At 68.8% G+C, this 21,839-nt stretch carries 18 protein-coding genes; 9 read left to right on the plus strand and 9 right to left on the minus strand.

What is annotated here, in order from left to right:
* Window positions 1–3: 3 nt before the first annotated feature.
* Window positions 4–954 (minus strand): amidohydrolase family protein, encoded by a 951-nt coding sequence (locus H536_RS0119810; RefSeq protein ID WP_024352101.1) that lies wholly within the window; start codon window positions 952–954, stop codon window positions 4–6.
* Window positions 955–1,069: 115 nt separating this feature from the next.
* Between H536_RS0119810 and H536_RS0119815 the strand changes: the two genes are divergently transcribed.
* From H536_RS0119815 to H536_RS0119825, 3 genes are all read left to right on the plus strand, one after another.
* On the plus strand, window positions 1,070–2,020 hold the full coding sequence (locus tag H536_RS0119815) for a TAXI family TRAP transporter solute-binding subunit (RefSeq protein ID WP_024352102.1): 951 nt from the start codon (window positions 1,070–1,072) through the stop codon (window positions 2,018–2,020).
* 77 nt (window positions 2,021–2,097) lie between these two features.
* On the plus strand, window positions 2,098–4,035 hold the full coding sequence (locus H536_RS0119820; protein WP_024352103.1) for a TRAP transporter permease: 1,938 nt from the start codon (window positions 2,098–2,100) through the stop codon (window positions 4,033–4,035).
* A gap of 10 nt (window positions 4,036–4,045) precedes the next feature.
* On the plus strand, window positions 4,046–5,029 hold the full coding sequence (locus H536_RS0119825) for an Ldh family oxidoreductase (protein WP_024352104.1): 984 nt from the start codon (window positions 4,046–4,048) through the stop codon (window positions 5,027–5,029).
* Window positions 5,030–5,061: 32 nt separating this feature from the next.
* Here H536_RS0119825 and H536_RS0119830 read toward each other — a convergent pair whose 3' ends face one another.
* From H536_RS0119830 to H536_RS0119840, 3 genes are read right to left on the minus strand one after another with little or no spacing between them, the layout of a single operon-like run.
* The gene (locus H536_RS0119830) at window positions 5,062–7,200 is read right to left on the minus strand and encodes an acetate--CoA ligase family protein (protein WP_024352105.1); all 2,139 of its coding nucleotides are present in this window, start codon (window positions 7,198–7,200) and stop codon (window positions 5,062–5,064) included.
* Entirely contained in the window at window positions 7,197–8,372 is a 1,176-nt protein-coding gene (locus H536_RS0119835; RefSeq protein WP_024352106.1) for an acyl-CoA dehydrogenase family protein, read from the minus strand. The genes H536_RS0119830 and H536_RS0119835 overlap by 4 nt, the downstream gene beginning before the upstream one ends.
* 22 nt (window positions 8,373–8,394) lie before the next feature.
* Window positions 8,395–9,447 carry an isocitrate/isopropylmalate dehydrogenase family protein gene (locus H536_RS0119840; protein WP_230788344.1) on the minus strand — a complete coding sequence of 351 codons (1,053 nt, stop codon included), beginning with the start codon at window positions 9,445–9,447 and terminating at the stop codon, window positions 8,395–8,397.
* A 154-nt stretch (window positions 9,448–9,601) separates the two neighbouring features.
* Here H536_RS0119840 and H536_RS0119845 point away from each other — a divergent pair, with 154 nt between their 5' ends.
* Window positions 9,602–10,969, plus strand: coding sequence for an MmgE/PrpD family protein (locus tag H536_RS0119845; protein WP_024352108.1), 1,368 nt, complete (start codon window positions 9,602–9,604; stop codon window positions 10,967–10,969).
* Between the two features lie 71 nt (window positions 10,970–11,040).
* Here the strand turns inward: H536_RS0119845 and H536_RS0119850 are convergent, their stop codons facing one another.
* The gene (locus tag H536_RS0119850; protein WP_024352109.1) at window positions 11,041–12,540 is read right to left on the minus strand and encodes a tripartite tricarboxylate transporter permease; all 1,500 of its coding nucleotides are present in this window, start codon (window positions 12,538–12,540) and stop codon (window positions 11,041–11,043) included.
* A 27-nt stretch (window positions 12,541–12,567) separates the two neighbouring features.
* Window positions 12,568–13,026, minus strand: a complete 459-nt coding sequence (locus tag H536_RS23445; RefSeq protein WP_024352110.1) for a tripartite tricarboxylate transporter TctB family protein — start codon at window positions 13,024–13,026, stop codon at window positions 12,568–12,570.
* Between the two features lie 194 nt (window positions 13,027–13,220).
* Between H536_RS23445 and H536_RS0119860 the strand changes: the two genes are divergently transcribed.
* Complete coding sequence (locus H536_RS0119860; RefSeq protein ID WP_024352111.1) at window positions 13,221–14,195, plus strand: tripartite tricarboxylate transporter substrate binding protein; 975 nt, start codon at window positions 13,221–13,223, stop codon at window positions 14,193–14,195.
* Between the two features lie 255 nt (window positions 14,196–14,450).
* On the opposite strand, the gene H536_RS22865 is transcribed toward H536_RS0119860, so the two are convergent.
* The gene (locus tag H536_RS22865) at window positions 14,451–15,350 is read right to left on the minus strand and encodes an alpha/beta fold hydrolase (protein WP_081652002.1); all 900 of its coding nucleotides are present in this window, start codon (window positions 15,348–15,350) and stop codon (window positions 14,451–14,453) included.
* A gap of 263 nt (window positions 15,351–15,613) precedes the next feature.
* Between H536_RS22865 and H536_RS0119870 the strand changes: the two genes are divergently transcribed.
* The 3 genes from H536_RS0119870 to H536_RS0119880 all read left to right on the plus strand — a co-directional run bounded on the left by H536_RS0119870 (window position 15,614) and on the right by H536_RS0119880 (window position 18,642).
* Window positions 15,614–16,579 (plus strand): Bug family tripartite tricarboxylate transporter substrate binding protein, encoded by a 966-nt coding sequence (locus tag H536_RS0119870; RefSeq protein WP_024352113.1) that lies wholly within the window; start codon window positions 15,614–15,616, stop codon window positions 16,577–16,579.
* A 78-nt stretch (window positions 16,580–16,657) separates the two neighbouring features.
* Entirely contained in the window at window positions 16,658–17,449 is a 792-nt protein-coding gene (locus H536_RS0119875; protein WP_024352114.1) for an enoyl-CoA hydratase/isomerase family protein, read from the plus strand.
* Entirely contained in the window at window positions 17,446–18,642 is a 1,197-nt protein-coding gene (locus H536_RS0119880) for a CaiB/BaiF CoA transferase family protein (RefSeq protein WP_024352115.1), read from the plus strand. Before H536_RS0119875 ends, H536_RS0119880 begins: the two co-directional genes overlap by 4 nt.
* A 19-nt stretch (window positions 18,643–18,661) precedes the next feature.
* Here the strand turns inward: H536_RS0119880 and H536_RS0119885 are convergent, their stop codons facing one another.
* Both H536_RS0119885 and H536_RS0119890 read right to left on the minus strand, forming a co-directional pair.
* Window positions 18,662–19,621, minus strand: a complete 960-nt coding sequence (locus H536_RS0119885; protein WP_024352116.1) for a D-2-hydroxyacid dehydrogenase family protein — start codon at window positions 19,619–19,621, stop codon at window positions 18,662–18,664.
* Window positions 19,622–19,623: 2 nt separating this feature from the next.
* Entirely contained in the window at window positions 19,624–20,550 is a 927-nt protein-coding gene (locus H536_RS0119890) for a DMT family transporter (RefSeq protein WP_024352117.1), read from the minus strand.
* 228 nt (window positions 20,551–20,778) lie between these two features.
* Between H536_RS0119890 and H536_RS0119895 the strand changes: the two genes are divergently transcribed.
* Complete coding sequence (locus tag H536_RS0119895) at window positions 20,779–21,750, plus strand: 2-hydroxyacid dehydrogenase (protein ID WP_051141662.1); 972 nt, start codon at window positions 20,779–20,781, stop codon at window positions 21,748–21,750.
* Window positions 21,751–21,839: the final 89 nt, after the last annotated feature.

Here is a 21,839-nt window from a genome sequence, read left to right on the forward strand (position 1 = left end):
ATCTCAGGCGTAGAGGAGGGAAGGGGTGTCGACGAGGATCGCCTGCAGCGCCGCCGCGTCGCCCTCGCACCAGCCGACAAGGACGTCGAGAAGGTCGGCGTCGTCGGGCATGATGCCGGCATGGTTGGGATGCGGCCAGTCGGTGCCCCAGACCAGCCGGTCGGGTGCGGCGGCGATGATGCGGGCGGCCATCGGCGCGACGTCCGGATAGTCGGGCGCATGGTTGGAGATCCGGTAGGCGCCGGAGATCTTGGCATAGGCCTCGCCCGCCGCCAGCATGTCGCACAGGAGGGCAAAGCCCGGATCGTTGGCGCCGCGGGAGGCCTGGGTGCGTCCGAAATGGTCGATCACGAAGGGGATCGGCAGCCGCCGCAGCTCGCTCCGCAATTCCGGCAAAAGGGCCGAATCCACCCAGAGCTGGGCGTGCCAGCCGAACTGCTTCACCCGCTCGGCGAGGGGGAAGAGGTGTTCCTGGCCGACGCCACCGCGAAAATGCGGGCCGCCGGTCTGCTGCATGAGATTGATCCGGAAACCACGCACGCCGGCCCGGTGCATCGCCTCCAGCTCAGCATCCGATATAGTGGAGTCGATCACCGCGATGCCGCGCAGCCAGTCATCGCCGGCACCATCGCCATTGGCATCCGCGAGCGCTTCGATCAGAAGGCGGTTGTCCGTGCCGTAGACGGTGGAGGTGACGAAGACTCCCCTGGCAAGGCCGAGCCGGTCGAGCAGCCCGCGATAGTCCGCAAGGGTCGCTTCGGGCGCCATGTGGGTTGCGGTGTCGGCCGGCAGATAGCGATCATGGGCGCCGAAGAGATGGCAATGGCTGTCCCACGCCCCTGCCGGGATCGTGGCGCGGGGCCGCCGGTCGCTGCTCAGCGGCGGTGCGCACAGCGGCTTGCCGTGGACCAGCCGTGGCGGAACGGTGGGGGCGTTGGAGCTGGCGGAAGCCATGGGCGGTCGCGATTTTCGTTGAAGTTGTCCTGAACGCTGGTATACATTTGCATCCTGTTGCGCGCAAGACGACGCCGCCGCATCGGAATTGTCGCCATTATACTGGGAGGTAAGCATGGCATTCACGACAGGAACGCTCACGCGTCTGATCGGCGCGCTCGGCATCGTCGCCGTTGCCGCCACGCCGATCACCGCCGTCGCGCAGGAGCGCATCACCATCGGAACCGGCTCCACGGGCGGGGTGTATTATCCGCTCGGCGGCGGCATGGCCGACATCTTCTCCAAGACCATCGACGGCGTGTCGGCGGCGGCGGAGGTCACGGGCGCCTCGATCGAAAATTCCCGCCGTGTCGGCGCCGGCGAGATGACGCTGGGGATCGGCAACGCCAACACGGTGTTCTTCGCCAGGAACGGGGAAGAGCCGTTCCGGCAGTCCTGGCCGCTGCAGGCGGTCGCTGCGCTCTATCCGAGCACCATCCAGATCCTCGTGCGGACCGATTCCGGCATGGAGAGCATCGCCGATCTGGAAGGAAAGCGCGTCGCGGTCGGCCCTCCGGGCGGCTCCACCCGGGTGATGGCCGACGCGGTGTTCGAGGGGGCGGGCATCGACGTGCAGCGCGAATATCTCGACTTCACCGAGGCGACCGAGGCCCTCAAGGATCGCAATCTCGACGCGTCCGTCGTGCTGGCTGGCTTCCCGACGCCGACGGTGATCGATCTGGCCACCGCGGCCGAGATCAAGATCCTGCCGCTGGACGAGGCGGCCATTGCCGCCACGCACGAGAAATATCCCTATTACATCGAGGGCGTGATTCCGGCCGGGACCTATGAAGGCCAGACCGCGGACATCCCGACGATGGACATCTGGAACATCCTCTTCGTCAACGAGAAGACCGACGAGGAACTGGTCTATTCCATGACCAAGGCGCTGTTCGAGAATATCGGCGAACTGCAGGCGATCCATCCGGCGGCCAACCAGATCACGCCGGAATCGGCGGTGAAGACGCCGATCGATCTGGCGCCGGGAGCCCAGCGCTACTATCGCGAAATCGGCGCGCTCGACTGAGCCACGGTTTCGACCGATCAGCGGGCGCGACCGGCGGGGCCGGCCGCGCCCATCCTGCTCCAGCCAGCGATATTGCGATGTCCGACAAGTCAACTCCCGCCGCCGGCGTGCTGCTTGAGCGCGACCTCCTGCCGGCCGAGGACCCGGCCCTGGCCGCCGGTGCCGCCATCGGCGTCAACGGGCACTGGATGCTGCGGCTGATCGTCGGCATCGGCGTCGTCGCCTTCACGCTCTTCCACCTCTATACCGCCTATTACGGGCCTTTCACCGCGCTGCAGCAGCGCGTCGTCCATGTCTGCGGCATCGCGGCGATCCTGTTCCTGTCGACGGCGGCGGTGAGCGGTCGCTGGCTGCGCACCGCGCTCATCGTCCTGGCGCTGGTGACAGCCCTGCCGGCACTCTATGTCTGCCTCGACTATCGCGAGATCATCGAGACGGCGGGCATCGTCACCGAGCAGCAGATCTGGCTCGGCGCGATCCTGATCGGCGTGGTGCTGATCGCCACCCGCATGGTCATCGGCTGGCCGCTGGTCATCATCGCCCTTCTCGCGCTGGCCTATGCCGCCTTCGGCAACCTCCTGCCGCCGCCGATCGGGCATACCGGCTACGGCATCGACCGCATCGTTTCGCATCTCTACCTGACCACCGAAGGCGTCCTCGGCACCCCGGTCGGCGCCTCGGCGACCTATATCGCCGTCTTCGTCCTGTTCGGCGCGCTGTTGCAGACCACCGGCATGGGCGACGTCTTCATCGGCTTCGGCCATGCGCTGACCGGCCGCAAGAAGGGCGGGCCGGCCTATGTCGCCGTGATTTCCTCGGCGCTGTTCGGCTCGATCAACGGCAGCGCCGTCGCCAACGTCGCCAGCACCGGCACCTTCACCATCCCGCTGATGATCCGCACCGGCTACAAGCCGCAGACGGCGGCGGCCATTGAGGCGGCCGCCTCGTCGGGCGGGCAGATCATGCCGCCGATCATGGGCGCGGCGGCCTTCCTGATGGTCTCCTTCACGGGCATTCCCTATGTCGAGATCATCAGCCACGCGCTGTTCCCGGCACTGTTGTATTTCGGCGCGGTGTTCGCGGCGGTGCAACTGCATGCAGCCCGATACGATGTGAAGGCGGTCGCTGCGGCGGACTTGCCGAATTTCCGGCATCTTCTCCTGACGCGGGGCTACATGCTCCTGCCGATCCCGATCCTCCTCTACTTCCTGCTCGACGGCTACACGCCCTACCGCGCCGGCTTCTACGCCATCGTGGCGGCTCTGGTGCTGGCGATGTTCGCCAGATCGTCGCGACCGACCCCGGCGCGGCTGATGGCGACCTGCCGGGCCGCGGTGGCCGGGCTGCTGCCGGTGGCGACGGCCTGCGCCTGTGCCGGCATCGTCATCGGCATGCTGACCCTGACCGGGCTCGGACTGAAGCTTTCCGGCCTCATCGTCGACGCCAGCGGCGGCTCGCTCTTCATCGCGCTCTGCCTGACCGCAATCGCCTCGATCGTGCTCGGCATGGGATTGCCGACGGTGGGCGTCTATCTGCTGCTGGCGGTGCTCGTTGCGCCGGCGCTGACCCAGATGGGCGTGCCGCTGATCGCCGCGCATCTCTTCATCTTCTACTACGGCCTCGTCTCGGCGATCACGCCGCCCGTGGCGCTGGCAGCCTATGCCGCGGCGGCCATCGCCAAGTCGAAACCGCTGGAAACCTCCGTCGAGGCGTTCCTGATGGGGCTCGCCAAGATCGTCGTGCCCTTCGTCTTCGTCTATGGCCCGGAAATCCTCCTGATCGGCACGACGGGCGACATCGTGGTCGCCATCACCTCGGCCTTCGTCGGCGTCTATGCGCTGTCCATCGCCACCACCGGCTGGTGGGGCGGACCGCTCGCACCGTGGCGGCGCATCATCGTCGGGACGGGGTCGGTTCTGATGATGATGCCCGGTCTTTGGACCGACCTTGCGGCGATCCCGGTGATCCTCGCGCCGCTCTATCTGCTGCGCCCGACCAACCCCAAGCCTGCATGAGCCGAATGACATGACTGCAGACGAACTGCGCGCCCTCGCCACCCGGGCGATCGCGGCGAACGGCGCTCCGCGCAAGATCGCGGAGACGGTCGCCGATGTGCTGGTGGAAGCCGATCTGCGCGGGGTCGCGTCCCATGGCGTGGCCCGCCTGCCCAATTACGTGGCGCGGGCGAAGGCGGGCCTGATCGATCCGGCTGCCGAAGCCACGATCGTCAGCGACGCCGGCGGTCTGGTGATCCTCGACGGCAACAATGGCTACGGTCCGACGGCGGCCATGCGGGCCGTGGAGCTGGCGGTCGAGCGGGCGGCGGCTCACGGCGTCGCCTGGATCTCGGTGCGGGGCTCCAACCATTTCGGCCTCGCCTCGGCCTATACCCAGCGGCTGGCGCGGCAGGGCTGCGCGGCGATCGTGGTCTCCAACGCGCCGCCGGCCATGGCGGCGATCGGGGGCAAGCGACCGGTGCTGGGCACCAACCCGGTGTCGATCGCGGTGCCGGGCGCTGAGCCGCCCGTCACGCTGGATATGGCGACGACCGTGGTGGCGCGCGGCAAGATCCGCCGGGCCGCCGCCGAGGACCAGCCGATCGCCGAAGGGCTCGCCCTCGATGCCGACGGCCGGCCGACGACCGACGCCCATGCCGCGCTGGCCGGGACGCTCGCCCCGATCGGGGGACCGAAGGGATACGGTCTGGCGCTGATGATCGAATTGCTGACCGGCTTCTTCGCCGGCGGCTCGGCCGCGACCGAGCTCGGCGAATCCAGCGATTTCTCCCGTACGGCCGGGACCTGCTTCACGCTGATCGCGGCCCGCACCGACCATCTGGGAGAGCCCGACGCGCGGCTTGCGGCGATCACCCGCATGATCCGGGCCTCGGGCGAGCCGGGCGAGGTGCTTCTGCCGGGCGAGATCGAGGAGCGGCGCAGCGCCGCGAACCGCGAGAGCGGGCTGTCCATCCCGGCCAAGGTACTGGCGGAGATCGACGCGCTTCTGTGACGGACGGTGAAACGCGCGGTTGAGGCTGCCCCTCAGTCGCCCGTGTCCGGCGCCGGCTCGCGGCGGGGGCCCATGCGGATGACCGCGTCGAGGGCGAGGATGCCGCGCGCATGTTCGCGGACCAGCACGGGATTGATCTCGGCCTCGATCACGCGCGGCTCCACGGCGAGCTGCGACAGGGCGACGAGACCGTCGGCAAGGGCGTCGAGATCGCCCTCCGGCGCCCCGCGATAGCCCCGCAGCAACGCAAAACTCTTCACCGAGGCGATCATGGCGCGCGCGCCGTCACGCGAGACCGGGGCCGGGCTGACGGCGAGATCGGCGAAGATTTCCGTCATCACGCCGCCGAGCCCGACGCTGACCATCGGGCCGGTGACCGGGTCGCGGGTGAAGCCGAGAATGGCTTCGCCCAAGCCGCGCGCCATCTGCGCCACCATGTAGCCCCCGCTCCGGGCCTGCGGCACCTGCCGGGCGAGATGGCCGCGCATGTCCGCGAGGGCGGCGGCGACGTCGCTGCGACCGGCAAGGTCCAGCCGAACGGCCCCCGCCTCCGATTTGTGCGGCAGATCGGCCGAGACCGCCTTCAGGACATAGGGCCCGGCAAAGGGCAGATCGGGCAGAGGCTCGTCGGCCCCCACATGCAGGCTTTGCGGTCCGGCGATGCCAAGCGCCGCGAAGATGTCGGCCGCGGCGATCTCGTCGGCCAGCCCTTCGGGCAGCGCCGCGAGCCGCTCCGTGACGGCGTCGGACAAGCGGGCGGGACCCGGCGGCGGCGGCGCGGGATCGGCCAGAAGCGCCGCAACGGCCTGGGCACAGCTTTCCACCGTCCGGAAGGCCGGCACGCCGCCATCGTTGAACAGCGCCAGGCTTTCGGGCGCGTGCGGCACCGGCATGGCGATCACCGGTGCGGCCTCCGGTCCAAGCTCGGCGACCGCGTCGACGATGGGCCGGACGGCGATCTCGGGATTGAACTGGGCCGACGAGCCGATGGCGGCGACGATCAGGCCGGTCTCCGGATCGCTCGCCAGCGCGGCGACCACGGCCTTCATCGTCTCGTAGCGGGCCCCGGCGAAGGTGACGTCGACGATCGGCCCGGGCTTGATGGCGATCCCCTCGGCGCGAAGAGCGGCATCGGCGCGGGGCGACAGGCCGGCCAGCGCCGAGCCCTTGAGGGCGATGCCGTCATAGACCATGCCGCCGCCGCCGCCCGTCGTCGTCAGCACGGTGGCGCGCTTCGGGCGCGACGCGAGGCGGGTGCGCAGGGACAGGGCGCCGGCGGTCTCGATCATGCCCTCGAAACTGTCGGCGACGACGATGCTGTGATGGGCGAGGAAGCTCGCCAGGGCCCTCGGCCCGCCGATCATTGCGCCCGTATGGGACTGGGCGAGCGCCCGGCCGGCTTCCGAGCGGCCGACGAGGAAGGCGGTGATCGGCTTGCCGAGGGCGCGGGCGCGCGCCGCAAAGGCGGCGACCCTCTCGGGCCGGCGCAGGGTCTCGACGAACAGCGCGAAGGAATCGAAGGCCTCGTCCTCGACCAGCGCCTCGCCGAGTTCGCCGACGCCCAGCATCGCCTCGTTGCCGACGGACACGAAGGCGCCGAAGCCGCGCCCCGTGGCCGCGCCGCGCGACAGGATGGCGCCGATCACCGAACCCGATTGCGACAGCACCGCGGTGCGCCCCTGGGGCAGGGCGTCGATGGCGAAGGCGGCGTTGGTGGTGGCCGAAAAGCCCGCCGCCGACCCGACGACGCCGGTGGAGTTCGGCCCGATCAGCGCGACGCCGGCCTCGCGCGCGGCGGCGACGAGCCGGGCCTGCCGGGCGATGCCCTCGCCGCCGGATTCGGCAAAGCCGTCGGCCAGGACGGTGGCGACCTTGACGCCGGCGGCCGCGCAATCGGCAACGGCGCCGATCGCCCGCTCCGTATCGAGCAGGATGTAGGCGTGGTCCGGCACCTGGGGCAGGGCGGCGAGGCTGGGCCAGGCCCTTGCCCCCTGCACGGTGTCGCGGCGTGGATTGACCGGATAGACCGTGCCGGCATAGCCATGGCGGGCGAGAAACGCCTGCGGCCTTGCGGTCAGTCGGCCGGCGGTGTCTGAGGCGCCGATGATGGCGACGCTGCGCGGGCGCAGCAGGGCATCGACGAAGGCCGGGCCGCGTGCGCTGCCGGTCATGGCCGGGCGTCCGACGGTGCCGGCCGGGGCGGCCGTTGCGAGAACTTCTCGCCGAAGATTTCCTCGGCGATGCGGTTCTTCAGGATCTCGGTGCTGCCGCCGGCGATCATCCAGCCGCGGGTGCGGCGCAGGCAGTACTGGACGATATGGTCCTCGCCGAAGCCCAGCGCACCCATCACCTGCAGCGCCTCGTTCGCGGCGAAGTGGCCGGCCTCGTTGCAGGCGAGCTTGGCCATCGCGGTCTCCATGGCGGAGGGCAGGCCCTCACCGGCATTGATCACGGCGCGGGTCAGCAGCAGCTCGGCCGCATCTAGCTTCACGGCCATGTCGGCGAATTTCCACTGGATGCCCTGGAACTCGGCGAGACGGCGGCCGAACTGGCGCCGCTCCAGCGCGTGGTCACGGGCGACCTCGAAGGCAAGGCGGCCGACGGCGACGGCCCGCGAGGCATTGCCCAGGCGCTCGACATTGAAGCCGGAGATCTGCTTCTTGAAGCCGCCGGGGCCGAGCAGGACGTTCTCGGGCGGCACGTAGAGATTGTCGAAATAGAGCTGGCTCCAGCTCTCGCCGTTCATGTAGCGGACCGGCTGGCCGACGCTGAAGCCCTCCATGCCGCGCTCGAGAATGACCGAGCCGATGCCCGAGACGCCGGGCCCGAAGCGGCAATAGCAGAGGATCAGGTCGGCGGAGCCCGAATGGGTGCCGAACACCTTGGTGCCGTTCAGGCGGTAGCCGTCGCCGTCGGGCGTGGCGGTGGTCGCCAGCTCGGTCACGGCGGAGCCGGCCTCCGGTTCGCTCATGCCGACCGAGATCACCGTCCGGCCGGCCAGCAGACCCGGCAGCCAGCGCGCCCGCTGCGCGGCGGTGGCGAATTCCGACAGCGTGCGGATCGCGCCGAAATTGCCGGCCTGCACCACATCGGCGGAGCGGGGGCAGACCTGGGCGATCTCGCGGATGGCGATGACCGCGTCCATCAGCGTGCCGCCCTGGCCGCCATCGGCCTCGTCCATCATGATGCCCATCAGCCCCATGTCGACGAGTTTCTGGGTCGTGGCCGGATCGAGACCGTCGGCATTGGCACGGGCGACCCGGCCCTCGGCCAGTTCGGCTCGGGCGAATTTCGCGACCGCGTCGCGGAACATGATCTGCTCCGGCGTGTAGAGGCTGTCCATGGATCGTCCTTTCAGCGGGGTCTCAGCGCGACAAGGCCCGAACGACCGCGTCGGCGAAGCCGGCGGTCGTTCCGTCGCCGCCGAGATCGGGCGTGTGGGTGGCGGGATCGGCAAGGGCGGCGGTCACCGCCGCCTCGATCGCCCTTGCGGCATCGGTGAGGAGCGGCTCGCCCCGCCGCGCGCCGAGCCACTCCAGGAGGAGGGCGGCCGAGAGGATGAGCGCCACCGGATTGGCGATGCCCCGGCCGGCGATGTCGGGCGCCGAGCCGTGGACGGCTTGCGCCACGGCGTGCTCCGCCCCGACATTCAGTGCCGGGGCGAGACCCAGCCCGCCGGCCAGTTCGCCGGCCTCGTCGGAGAGAATGTCGCCGTACATGTTGGTGGTGACGACGACATCGTAGACGGAGGCATCGCGCACCAGATGCGCCGCCATCGCGTCGACGATCACCTCTTCGAGCGACACCGTCGGATAGTCTCCGGCCACATGGCGAACGGCCTCGAGGAACAGGCCATCCGTCTGGCGCAGCACATTGGCCTTGTGGACCGCCGTCACCTTGCGGCGACGATGCAGGGCGGCCTCGAAGGCGGCACGGGCGATCCGCTCGCAGGCGCTTCGGGTGATCTTGCGCACGGCCAGCGCCATGTCGGGGCTCGGCATGAACTCGCCGCTGCCGGCGAACATCGAGCGGTCGGCGTAGAAGCCTTCGGTGTTTTCCCGGTAGATCACCAGATCCATCCGCCGGGCGGCGCCCGGCAGGCGCGACACGCTGGGCCGGATATTGGCGTAGAGGTCGAGCCCGCGGCGAATGCGGGCCGAGGGATTGGGCTGCCCCTCGGCATATTCGTAGGTCGCAAGCGGCGCGAGGATGACGCCGTCGGCGGCGCGGATCCGCGCTTCGCTGGCATCGGAAAAGGTCGTGCCCTCCGCCGCGAAGGCCGCCAGTCCGACCGGTATCTCGCTGAAGGAGAGGCCGAGCCCGAAACGGCGGTCCGCCGCTGCGAGCACGGCGAGGGTCGCCTCGGCGATCTCCGGGCCGATGCCGTCGCCCCTCAGAACCGCCAGATCGATAGCCATAACACGCCTCCCCATGCTGTTGTCCGGCAAATGTTCGGTTGACCGGACAATTGGTTTCGGGTTCATTCGCACGGAATGAAGGCGGGCGGCAAGCCTTGCGGCATACGGGTCGCCGCCATCGCCATCACCGGACCAGAATGGGAGGAAACCAGCCGTGCTTCTGAAAGAGATCGGGGCCTATGTTGCGCGCGAGCGCAGCTCGGAGCTGTCGGACAAGACGATCCACCACGCCAAGCGCGCGGTGATCGACTGGTTCGCGGCGACCATGCCGGGGACCGCCCAGGACCCGGGGCCGATGCTGCGCGCCGCGCTCGCCGAGGAGATCGGCCATGGCCGCGCCGTCGTGCTGCCGGGCGGCGCGACGGCGCTGACCCGCACGGCCGCCTTTCTCAACGGCACGGCCGCCCACACCGCCGAGTTCGACGACATCCACCGCGACTCGGCCGTTCATCCGGGCTGCGCGACCATCGCGGCGGCGCTCGCCTGCGCCCAGACCACGGGCTGCGACGGCGAAACCTTCCTGCGCGGCGTGATCGCCGGCTTCGAGGTGTCGACGCGCATCGGCCTTGCGATGACCCGCGAGCATTACAAGTTCTGGCACGCGACCGCGACGATCTCGACCTTCGGCGCGTCGGCCGCCGCGGCGCTGATCCTCGGCCTCGACGAGGACGAGACGGCCCACGCGCTGGCGACGGCCGCGACGATGGCGGCGGGGCTGCAGCAGGCGTTCCGGTCCGACGCGATGAGCAAGCCGATCCATGCCGGCCATGCCGCGGAAGCCGGCGTCACCAGCGCGATGGCAGCCGGCAAGGGCGTCACCGGGGCGCTCGACGTCCTCGACGGGCCGGTCGGCATGGGGGCCGCGATGAGCGGGCGGGCCGACTGGTCGAAGGCGACCGCCGGGCTCGGCAGCGCCTACAATATCGAGGTCATGACCTTCAAGAACCATGGCTGCTGCGGCCATACCTTCGCGGCCATCGACGGGGCGCTGGTGCTGAAGCATCAGCACGGCATCGATGCCGCGGACATCGACAGCATTCATGTCGGTACCTACCGGCCGAGCGTCGACATCTGCAACCGGCCCGACCCGCAGACGCCGGTCGATTGCCGGTTCAGCCTCCACTATGTCGTCGCTCATGCGCTGGTCCACGGCTCGGTCCGCCTCGCCGCCTTCGAGCCCGAGCGCATGGCGGACCCGGCGGTGCGCGATCTCCTGCCGAAGATCACGCTGGAGCTCGACGAGGACATCGATTCCCGCTTTCCCGGCCAGCGCGCGGCGCGGGTGACGATCGTCATGACGAATGGCGAACGCTTCAGCTTCCTGCAGCCGACCCGCAAGGGCGATCCGGACATGCCGCTGAGCGACGCGGAACTGTCCGACAAGTTCACCGAGCTGGCCGGCTCCGTGCTGGCGGCAGCCGAAGCCGAGGCGCTGCTGGCGGCGCTCTGGGGTCTGGAGAAGCGGACTTCTCTCGACCTGCCGGGTCTCCAGGCGACGCCGGCGCGTGCCAGCGTCGCCTGACCATCTTCCGATACAACGAAAAAGGCCGGACCCTCGCAGGTCCGGCCTTTTTCATGTCGGGCGTGCCGGCGTCAGGCAGGCGCCGTTCGGCGCCTGGCGAGCATGTCGCGGATGATCGGGAAGGCCAGGACCAGCAGTGTCAGCACCGCGATGGTGACCGAGATCGGCCTGGTGACGAAGACCAGCCAGTCGTTCTGCGAGATGAGCAGGGCCAGCCGCATGTTCTCCTCCGCCATGGGCCCGAGGATCAGGCCGAGCACGGCCGGGGCAAGCGGGAAGTCCAGCCGCTCCATGGCATAGCCCAGAAGGCCGAAGCCCAGCATCATGTAGAGATCGAACATGGAATTGTTGATCGAGTAGACGCCGACGGCCGTCAGGCCGGCGATGAGGGGCACCAGCAGTACCCGCGGCAGTCGCAGCACATGGATGAACACGCGCGTGCCGATAATGCCGCCGATGAACATCAGCAGCGCCGAGGTCACGAACATCTGGATCATGAAGCCGTAGACGACGTCCGGATAGTCGCGGAACAGCGCCGGGCCGGGCCGCAGGCCGTGGATCAGGAGGCCGCCGAGGATGACGGCGGCGACCGAGCTGCCCGGCACGCCGAGGGTCAGGGCCGGGACAAGGGCGGCGGAATTGTCGGCATTGTTGCCGCATTCGCCGGCGGCGACGCCTTCCGGCGAGCCTTCGCCGAATTCATCCGGCGTCTTGGAGGCGCGCTTGGCTTCGTTGTAGGACAGGAAGGCGGCGATGTTGCCGCCGGCGCCCGGAAGCAAGCCGACGATGACGCCGATGATCGACGAGCGCGTCCAGGTCTTCCACAGCCGCCGCCAGTCGTCGAACATGCCGTGGCTGGATTTCACCCGCAGCTTGTCGCGGCTGATTCCCGTCTTTACCGCCTCCTCGGCCATCGCGATGGCCGGGGGGATGGCGTAGAGGCCGGTCAGCAGCACGACGATGTTGAAGCCGTCATAGAGATTGATGTTGCCGAAGGTGAAACGCTGCGCGCCGGTGATCGTGTCGATGCCGATGCAGCCGATCAGGAGGCCGATGCAGGCGGACAGGACGCCCTTGATCGGGTTCTTGCCGACGAAGACGGCAATGGCCGACAGGCCGAAGATACCGACCCAGAAATATTCCGCCGGGCCGAAGGCCAGGGTGACGCGGGCCAAAGGCGGCGCCAGCGTCATCAGGACGACGGCGCTGACCATGCCGCCGATGGCCGAGGAGACCACCGCGATCTGCAGGGCGCGTCCGGCCTCGCCCTTCTGGGCCATGGGGTAGCCGTCGAAGGTGGTGACGATCGAGGCCGGGGTGCCGGGAATGCGCAGCAGCACGGCCGGGATCGCGCCGCCATACATGGCGCCGTTGTAGATGCCGGCCATCATGCCGAGCCCGACCAGCGGATCGAGCCCGAAGGTCAGCGGAATGAGAACGGCGATGCCCATGGTCGCAGACAGGCCGGGCAGGGCGCCGATGGCGATGCCCAGCACCACGCCCGCCACCATGGCGAAGAGATTCGCTGGCTGGAAGACATAGGGAAGGGCGTGAAGGAGCGGTTCGAACACGTCAGGAACTCCGAATGGCCGCTGGTGTCAGTAGAACATGCCGTGCGGCAGCGGCCGCTCGAACACGAGGATGAAGACCACGTAGACCAGCACCAGGAAGCTCACCGTGGCGGCGGCCAGAAGGCGATAGTCCCGGAAGCCGAGAGCGAGGGCGAGGGCGACGATGAGGATCGCCGTTGCCACGAAATAGCCGAGGGTGCTGATGGCCACGACGTAGGCGATGAACGCCCCGAAGGTGATCAGGAAGTTCCGCGAATTGCGGAAGAAGGGCTGGTTCAGCTTGGGGTCCGTGGCCGCCGCGGGGGCCCGGCCGGACCGCAGCGGCACCGTGCGCAGGAGCATCAGGACCGCGCACAGGGCCATGACGGTGCTGATCATCCGCGGGAAGATCATCGACTTGAAGGGCAGTGAACCCGAGGCGACGAACACGCTGACCGCCAGCAGCAGCAGCGCCACCGCGCCAATTCTGTCCTTGATGTAAGTCATCCCAAGTATCCGTTATCAGATTCCGGTATGAAGTCTCCGGAATACGCAGTGTGTTCTTCGAGATCTAACGAGCAGTCTTCCATAAAACGCATTTTTCGTGATTTCAATGTTTACATCTTCATAGGATTATTCCACGCTATTGCGATTCCCGGCGAGGTGCCGGGAAGTTCAGACCAGAAGCAGTGGAGGAAACCATGCGAATATTCAGGGCAATCGCGGCAGCGGGCCTGGCGGTGTCGGCGCTGGCCATGGGCGCGTCGGGCAGCGCCGCGGCCGAATATCCCGAGCGCAACGTCACCATGTATGTGGCCTACTCGCCCGGCGGCGGCACCGACGTCATGGCGCGCACCCTCATTCCCTATCTGGAGAAATATCTGCCGGGCGACGGCTCCATCGTCGTCGAGAACAAGCCGGGCGCCGGTGGCGAGATCGGCTTCACTGCCATCGCGACCGCCGAGAATGACGGCTACAGCATCGGCATGATCAACGTGCCGGCCGTCGTCACGCCGCTGATCCAGCGCACGCCCGGCTACGACCTCGACAGCTTCGAAACCCTGGGCAATGTCGTTTCCGATCCCGGCACCATCGTCGTGCGCGAGGATTCCGAATTCCAGACGCTGGACGATCTCGTGACCTATGTCCGCGAGAATCCCGGCTCGCTGCCGATCGGCAATTCCGCCATCGGCGGCTCGACCCATACGGCGCTGCTGCGCTTCCTCGGCATGGCCGATCTGGAAGTGACCCATGTGCCGTTCCCGGGCTCCGCGCCGAGCCGCACCGCGCTTCTGGGCGGGCATGTGGCGGCGTCGATCATGGGGCTCGGCGAGGCCGGCCCGTATCACCAGGAAGGCAAGCTGCGGATCTTGGGCACCATGGCGTCCGAGCGCTGGGACGAAGTGCCGGAGGCCCCGACCTTCAAGGAGCTGGGCTATGACATCGTGGCCGGCTCCGATCGCGGCCTCGTCGCGCCGGCGGGCATTCCCGAGGATGCGGCCACGGCGCTGGCCGAGGCCGTGCGCCAGGCGGTCGCCGATCCGGAGTTCCAGGAGGAGGCACGCAAGCAGCTCCTGCCGCTGAACTACCTGCCGCCGAAGGAGCACCGGGAGCATCTCGCCGAGACCCTGACCAAGATGGAAGAGGTCTGGGAGCGCACGCCCTGGGGTAAGTGAGCTTCTAACAGGAACACCCCTGCCGCATTCGCTGCGGCGGGGGAACGGTCCGGACGTCTGCGAAGACCGGCGGGCCCGCAGCGCGAACGCGCCGGCGCTGCCGGACGTTGTCATGCGCATGTCTCTGCCGGCCTCGAGCAACCGTACACTCCTCCCATGGCCAGCCGGCTGAACGCCGGTCTGCGACCGTTTCCCGGCTCCAGACTACGACGGTATACAGAAGTCTACAAGAGGTGATCCGGCGTACGGCCGCGGTCAGCCGGGACTGCTCGCGCGCGCAATCAGCGTGGTGACGGCCTCCGGCGCTTCGTACGGGGCCCAGTGCCCGACACCCGGCAGCACGGTCTGACGCGCGGAGGGCAGCATGTCGCGCAGGATCGCGAGTCGTTCCCCATGTTGCGGGGAGACGACGTCGTGCTCCCCGTAGATCGCGATCAGCGGGCAGGCGATGCTGGCGACGGCATCGCCGAGCGCGGTGCTGCGGGAGACTAGACGGCTGGGCGTGCGCGCCCGCGGGACGTTCAGCGCCTGGATGCGAACCGCCAGATCGTCGATCAGCGTGGCATCGTGGATCATCATGGCGGCGAGATTGTCCCGATGGGCCGCCATGAGCGACGCCTCGGTCGGGTGATTGCGGACCGACCGCGTGGCCAGGGGCCCGGTCGGCAGCAGCCCGAGGCCCGGCGCGCCGACGATCACCAGGGCCGTGGCCAAGCGGCCGAGCTGCGCCGCCATGGTCGCGGCGATGACGCCGCCGAAGGAGAAGCCGGCGAGGGCAACCGGCTGTTCCCCGCAGAGCGTGTTCAGCCCGGCCAGCACCGGTGCGGCGACGGCTTCGGCCGCGGCGGTGCCCGCCGCCGGAGCGTCGTCGAGGCCGGCGGATTCCCCGAAGCCCGGCAGATCCGGCACCAGGAGCCGGTGATGCCGCGCCAGGGCCGGGATCGCCAGCAACCAGTGCAACCAGGAACCATGCCCGCCGTGCAGCAGCGCCAGCGGCGGCCCGTCGCCGAAGACCCGCCAGGCCATCGTGCCGGCGCCGCAAGGCGTCTCGATCCGCGTGCCCGCCGCTTCCACGGCGGCGATCACCGCATCCGGGTCCTGTTGCCGGCGGCCGGCGAGCATCGCAGCCGCGTGGTCCAGGGGGTCCTGTTGCATCGTCTGGTCAGTCCTTCAATGCGGGTTCGACGGGTGGCGCGACGGACATGCGGGGCCGGCGACAGGCCGTGCGACGGGGGCGTGATCGGCGCGCGGAGCGGTCATGCGGATGATTGTATCCTATTGTGTTCTGTCGTGCGCTTTGTCTATGTTGCCACGACGCGATGCGGGAGGTCCATGCAGGGCGACAGGCAGCCGGCACCGGCTGCCGTCGCTTTCGGGAGCGCATCGACGGCACGATTTTCCGAGTGGAGGAGACGACAATGAGCTTACGTACCAAGATCGCGGCAGCGCTGGCGGGCACGCTGATGCTGGCCGGAGCCGCCCATGCCCAGGGGTACCCGGAGCGGGACATCACCGTCATCGTCGGCTATTCCGCCGGCGGCGGCACCGACGTGATGGCGCGCACCGTGGCGCCGTTCCTCGAGAAATATCTCGGCAACGGCGTGTCCGTGGTCGTGGAGAACAAGCCGGGCGCCGGCGGCGAGCTGGGCTTTACCGCGATCGCCAATGCCAATCCCGATGGCTACACGATCGGGATGCTGAACATCCCGTCCTTCATCAACCCGATCATCGAGCGTGAGCCCGACTACACGATCGATTCCTTCGAGCCGGTGGCCAACATCGTCTCCGACGGCACCACGCTGGTCGTGCGCGAGGACAGCCAGTTCAAGACGCTGGATGACTTCATGTCCTATGTGAAGGAGAATCCGGGCGTGATGCCTGTCGGCAATTCCTCGCTCGGCGGCGCGACCCACACCTCGCTGCTGCGGGTTCTGACGCCGAACGATCTGGAAGTGACGCATGTGCCGTTCCCGGGCGCCGCGCCGAGCCGCACGGCGCTGCTCGGCGGTCACGTCGCCGCCTCGGTGATGGGGATCGGCGAGGCCGCGCCTTACGTGACCGACGGCACGCTGCGGGCGCTGGCGACGATGCGCGCGGAACGCTGGGACCAGCTGCCGGACGTGCCGACCTTCAAGGAGCTGGGCTATGACGTGGTCGCCGGCTCCGATCGCGGTCTCGCCGCTCCGGCCGGCATTCCCGACGAGGCCCGCGACGCGCTGGTCACGGCCGTCGACAAGATGATGCAGGACGAGGAATTCCAGGCGGCCGCCAAGAAGCAGGACCTGCCGCTGAACTTCCTGCCGCCGAAGGAATATGGCGAGCACATGCGCTCCACCAAGGAGCAGATGCAGGCGCTCTGGGAGAAGGCGCCCTGGATCCAGTAATTCGAGACCAGATTGCCAACCAAGCACGGCCCCCCGTCCGCGGGGGGCCGTTTGCGTCAACGGATCAGGACGACGACCATGCAGGACAGTAACGCAGCCATTCTCTGCGACGTGGCGGACGGCATCGCGACCGTCACCCTCAACCGGCCGGACAAGCGCAACGCCATCGACGACGCGACGCGCGTCCTGTTGATCGACATTCTCGAACGGCTGAACGTCCAGGAGGAGGTCCGGGCCATCGTCCTCACGGGAGCCGGCAGCGCGTTCTGCGCCGGCGGCGACATTGCCGGCATGAAGGCGCGGCTCGACGCGCCGATCGGTCAGGTCGGCATCAATGGCTGGAAGCGGCAGAAATCGACGCACCGGGCCATCTCGACGATGAACAATATCGACAAGCCGACGATCGCGGCGGTCAACGGACCGGCCTCGGGCCTTGGCTGCGATCTGGCGCTGGCCTGCGACTTCGTTATGGTCTCGGCAGAGGCGAGCTTCGCCATGGCCTATCGCAAGCGCGGCCTGATCCCGGATGGCGGCGGCCTGTATTTCCTGCCGCGGCGGGTCGGCCTGCCGCGCGCCAAGGAGCTGATCTATTCGGCCCGCACGGTCGCGGCGGACGAGGCGCTGGCCATCGGGCTGGCCGACCGGCAGGCGGCGGGCCCGCTTCTGGACGAGGCGCGCGCCTGGGCCGGGGAGCTCACCCGCGGCTCGATGATCGCCATGGCGTTGTCGAAATCGATCCTCAACCGCGCCCTCGACCTGCCGGCCGAACAGATCTTCGCACTCGGCTCGGAGGCCCAGTCGATCTGCTACGCCTCCGACGAGCACCGCGACGCGGTGCGCGCCTTCCTCGACAAGAAGAGCGCCAAGTGACCGGCACCGGTCTGGCGAGCCCGCCATTCGAGGGGCTGAAGGTCGTCGAGCTCGCGCAGGGCGTCGCCGCGCCCTATTGCGGCATGATGCTGGCCCAGAACGGCGCCAGCGTCACCAAGATCGAGCCCATCGGCTATGGCGACTGGAGCCGCGGCCTCGGCAAGCGGGTGGACGACTTTTCCGCCGAGGCGATTGTCCTCAATCGCGGCAAGCGTTCGCTGGCCCTCAATCTGAAGGCGCCGGAGGGACGCGAGACCGCCCTGCGGCTCTTGGAGCAGGCGGATGTGGTGATCGAGAATTACCGGCCCGGCGTCACCAGCCGGCTCGGCCTGGACTATGCCAGCGTGGCGGCTCGCAACCCGTCCGTCGTCTATGCCACCGTCACCGGCTTCGGCGAGACCGGCCCGAACAGGGACCTGCCGGCCACCGACACGGTGATGCAGGGCTATACCGGCTTCATGTCGATCAACCGCGATCTCGCCGGCGTGCCGCGCCGGCTCAACATGCTGGCGATCGACATTTCCACCGGGCTCTATCTCGCCCAGGCCGTGTCGGCGGCGCTCTACCGCAAGGCCGTCAAGGGCGAGGGCACGCATCTGCGCACCAGCCTCCTGGAATGCGCCATGGCCTTTCAGGAAGCGCGGATCGTCGCCGAGATCTTCGATGGCGCGGCGGTCAAGCCGGTCGGGGCGCCGGTCGGCACCTTCCCGACGGCGGACGGCTATCTGAGCCTGAATGCCCGGCGCGATGCGCATTTCGCCAAGCTGGTGACCATTACCGGCACGCCGGAATGGCTGGAGGATGCGCGCTTTGCGTCCGAACAGCAGCGCGTCGCCAATGCGGCCGACCTCAACGCGCTGGTCGCGCCGCATGTCGCCGCGCATCCGACGCGCTGGTGGCAGGAGAAACTGTCCGAGGCCGATATCCTGCACGCCAAGGTGCATGATTACCGCGAGCTGATGGAGGACCCGCAGGTCGTCGAGATGGAGGCGATCGGCTGGGCCGAACTGAACGGCCTCGGCCGTCTGCCGGCGACGCGGCTTCCTGGCCTGGCGAAGCCGTCGGAGCGCGATGCCGCGCTCGCCACCCCGCCGAGGGTGGGGGAAGGCGGCCGTGCGGCACTGGCCGAGGCCGGCTTCGACGAGGCCGAGATCGCGGCGCTTTCCGCGAGCGGCGCGGCGGCTTTCGCCTGAACCGGGCGAAGCCTCGCAATCAGCCCAGCGACGGGGCGTCCGGCGTCAGTCGACGGATGGGCGCTCCGGCCTGGAAGGCGGCGATGTTCTCGACCATCTGACGGTAGAACACGCCCATGTTCTCGCGCGAGACATAGCCGACATGGGGCGTCAGGACGAGGTTCGGCACGCCGCGCAGCGGATCGTCCGCCGGCAGCGGCTCTTCGTCATAGACATCGATGGCGGCGCCGGCGATCCGGTTGCCTTCGAGCGCCGCGACCAGCGCTGGCGTCTCGACCAGCCCGGCCCGGGCGGCGTTGACGAGAAAGGCCGAGGGCCGCATCGCGCCGATCGCCGCGGCGTCGACGATGTGCCGGGTTCGCTCCGACAGGGTCAGATGCACCGTCACCACGTCGGCGGTTGCGAAGAGTTCGTGCTTGGAGACGCGGCGGGCGCCGCCGGTCGCGGCCGCCTCGTCGGTCAGGTTCTGGCTCCAGGCGACGACCTCCATGCCGAAGGCCGGCGCGATCGCCGCAACGCGGCTGCCGAGGCGGCCGAGGCCGACCACGCCGAGGCGCCTCCCGGCCAGCAGTGTGCCGAGCCCGGTCTGCCAGCCGCCGGCCTTCATCGCCGCGTCGTTCTGCGGGATGCGCTGGGCAAGGGCGAGGATCAGTGCCCAGGTGAGTTCCACCGTGCCGCCGCCATGGCTCTCGGTGCCGCAGACGATGATGCCGCGCTCGGCAGCCGCCTCGAGATCGATCCGCATGTTGCGGCGCCCCGCGGTCACGATGAGCCGGAGATCCGGCAGTGCCGCGATGACGCTGCGGGGCAGGGCGGTGCGCTCGCGCATCAGGCAGACCGCATCGAAGCCGGCCAACGCCCGCGGGAGATCCTCCTCGCGGATGTGGCGGGTGACGAAGGTGATCTCGGCGTCGAGCTGGTCCCAGGGCGCCAGGTCGCGGGCCGTGTCCAGCCAGTCGTCGAGTATGGCGATCTTCATCGTCAGTCTCCTGGGATCGTTCCGGTCTTGTGCGCGCCGACGGCGGTCGGTTCGTCGAGGGGCAGCGTCGCCGGGCGGCGACGGCGGATGTTGAGGACGATGATCGTCGCCACGAAGATGATCGCGGTGCCGACGAAGGTCCACAGGGTCGGGCTTTCGCCGAAGACCACGAAGCCGATGGCCGCAGCGGCCGGTACGCGGATGAAATCGATCGGCGTGACGACGGTCATATCGCCGTATTTGACGGCGAGCGAGGACATCAACTGGCCGGCCGAGCCGCAGATTGCCATGAGGCAGAGCCAGGCCAGCTGGGTCAGCGTCGGCGTCTGCCACCACAGAATCGCCGGGCCCACCAGGATCACCGCGCAGATGGCGGAGAAATAGAACAGGATCCGCGCCACCGGCTCGGTCCGCGTCAGCTTCTTGATGAAGACCAGCGCCAGGCTCGACGAGGCGGCGCCGGCCAGCGCGATGATCATGCCGTGATGGATGCCCGATTGCGGTTGCACCACGACAAGCACCCCGCCGAAGCCGGACACGGTGGCAAAGCCGCCCAGCCAGCCGACGACCTCGCCGAAGGCGAGATAGGAGGTCAGCATCGACCAGAGCGGCCGGGTGAAGGACAGCGCTGTGGCATCGGCCAGCGGCAGGACGGTGATGGCGTAGAAGGTGCAGGCCATCATGCCGAGGCCGAAGACGGTGCGGCCGATATGGGCGCCGGGGCGCTGGGTGCGCAGGCCGGACAGGCCGATGCGATGCATGGCGAGCGGCGCGGCGATCGACAGGATCAGGATCACCCGCAGGAACAGGATCATCACCACCGGCAGGTCCTGGCCGAGATGCTTGACCAGCGACCCCTGCACGGTCAGCACCAGGGCGCTGCCCAGCATCCACAGGGCGCCGACGAGATTGGGAGCCAGACCCTTCACCGCGGGCCGCCCGTCACGACCAACTCGGGCGGCGGTACCGGCCGGGGAAAGATCCGGCCGGTGCGACGGCGGCGACGATCGGCATCGAGGACATGGCAGACAAGGAGAACCCTTCGCGCAGTGCGGGGCATGCTTGCCCATTTGTACGGATGTTATTATCAATCATACCAATCGCGGTCGGGATGTCCAGCCGACCGGAGCCCTCTCGATCCCTTGGAGACGCCCATCATGCTCGGCAGCCCGGACACGAAACTTCCCGTCCGCACCCTCGTCTTCGCGCCGCTGGTCGATGCGTCCTACGGATTTCTGGCCGCCGGTTGCGAGGCGAGCGACCTGCGCGACCGGATCGGCGAATTCGACGCCGACTTCATGCCGCAGGCCGAGCGGGAGGCCGTCGGCGCGGTCGTGACCAGCGGCATTGTCGGCTTCACCGCGGCGCAGATGGATCTCTTGCCGAATCTCAAGCTGATCGCCTGTTTCGGCGTAGGCTACGAAAATGTCGATCTGGCCGCCGCGACAGAGCGCGGCATCGCCGTGACCAACGCGCCGGCGACCAATGGCGAGACGGTGGCCGACCATACGATCATGCTGATGCTGGCCGCGGCGCGGGGGCTGCCCGAGGTGATGGGCGCGGCGCGCGATGGGCGTTGGAACGAGGCCCGCAAGCGCTACCGGCCGACCCTCAACGGCGCCCGGGTCGGCATGCTGGGCCTGGGGGCGATCGGCCAGGCGATCGCGACGCGCGCCAGTGCCTTCAACGCGTCGATCAACTACACCACCCGCAGCGAGAAGACCGGTGTTCCCTATCGCTACATTCCCGACGTCCTGACGCTGGCGCAGGAGAGCGACTTCCTCGTCGTGGCGATTCCCGGCGGCAAGGAGACCCGCCACCTCATCGGCCGTGAGGTGCTGGACGCACTCGGACCGGACGGCATCCTCGTCAATATCGGCCGTGGGTCGGTGGTGGATTCGCAGGCGCTGGCCGAGGCGCTGAAGGACGGGCGCATCCATGCGGCGGGCGTCGACGTGCTCGAGGAGGAGCCCGAGATCCCGGCTGCGCTCCTCGACGCGCCCAATTTCGTCGTCACGCCGCATATGGCAGGCCGCTCGCCCATTGGCCTGCGTCGCCAGTGTGAGCGGGCTCTCGACAATCTGGACCGGCTGCTGCGCGGCGACGTCTTTGCCTGCCGCGTCGCGTGACGTAAGAGGGGCTTGCGGGACGCGCGCGCCGGCAGGGCGCGCCGCCGACCGATGGACGATGCTGCTTCGCCTGCATGGCGAAGCCGGGC

Origin of the sequence: Aurantimonas coralicida DSM 14790 (genome assembly GCF_000421645.1) — a bacterium.
GTDB lineage: Bacteria > Pseudomonadota > Alphaproteobacteria > Rhizobiales > Rhizobiaceae > Aurantimonas > Aurantimonas coralicida.

Excerpts from the sequence above, each read along its gene's own strand:
- H536_RS0119810 (WP_024352101.1), bottom strand. The coding sequence starts at position 954 with ATGGCTTCCGCCAGCTCCAACGCCCCCACCGTTCCGCCACGGCTGGTC.
- H536_RS0119815 (WP_024352102.1), top strand. The coding sequence starts at position 1,070 with ATGGCATTCACGACAGGAACGCTCACGCGTCTGATCGGCGCGCTCGGC.
- H536_RS0119820 (WP_024352103.1), top strand. The coding sequence starts at position 2,098 with ATGTCCGACAAGTCAACTCCCGCCGCCGGCGTGCTGCTTGAGCGCGAC.
- H536_RS0119825 (WP_024352104.1), top strand. The coding sequence starts at position 4,046 with ATGACTGCAGACGAACTGCGCGCCCTCGCCACCCGGGCGATCGCGGCG.
- H536_RS0119830 (WP_024352105.1), bottom strand. The coding sequence starts at position 7,200 with ATGACCGGCAGCGCACGCGGCCCGGCCTTCGTCGATGCCCTGCTGCGC.
- H536_RS0119835 (WP_024352106.1), bottom strand. The coding sequence starts at position 8,372 with ATGGACAGCCTCTACACGCCGGAGCAGATCATGTTCCGCGACGCGGTC.
- H536_RS0119840 (WP_230788344.1), bottom strand. The coding sequence starts at position 9,447 with ATGGCTATCGATCTGGCGGTTCTGAGGGGCGACGGCATCGGCCCGGAG.
- H536_RS23445 (WP_024352110.1), bottom strand. The coding sequence starts at position 13,026 with ATGACTTACATCAAGGACAGAATTGGCGCGGTGGCGCTGCTGCTGCTG.
- H536_RS0119860 (WP_024352111.1), top strand. The coding sequence starts at position 13,221 with ATGCGAATATTCAGGGCAATCGCGGCAGCGGGCCTGGCGGTGTCGGCG.
- H536_RS22865 (WP_081652002.1), bottom strand. The coding sequence starts at position 15,350 with ATGCAACAGGACCCCCTGGACCACGCGGCTGCGATGCTCGCCGGCCGC.
- H536_RS0119870 (WP_024352113.1), top strand. The coding sequence starts at position 15,614 with ATGAGCTTACGTACCAAGATCGCGGCAGCGCTGGCGGGCACGCTGATG.
- H536_RS0119875 (WP_024352114.1), top strand. The coding sequence starts at position 16,658 with ATGCAGGACAGTAACGCAGCCATTCTCTGCGACGTGGCGGACGGCATC.
- H536_RS0119885 (WP_024352116.1), bottom strand. The coding sequence starts at position 19,621 with ATGAAGATCGCCATACTCGACGACTGGCTGGACACGGCCCGCGACCTG.
- H536_RS0119895 (WP_051141662.1), top strand. The coding sequence starts at position 20,779 with ATGCTCGGCAGCCCGGACACGAAACTTCCCGTCCGCACCCTCGTCTTC.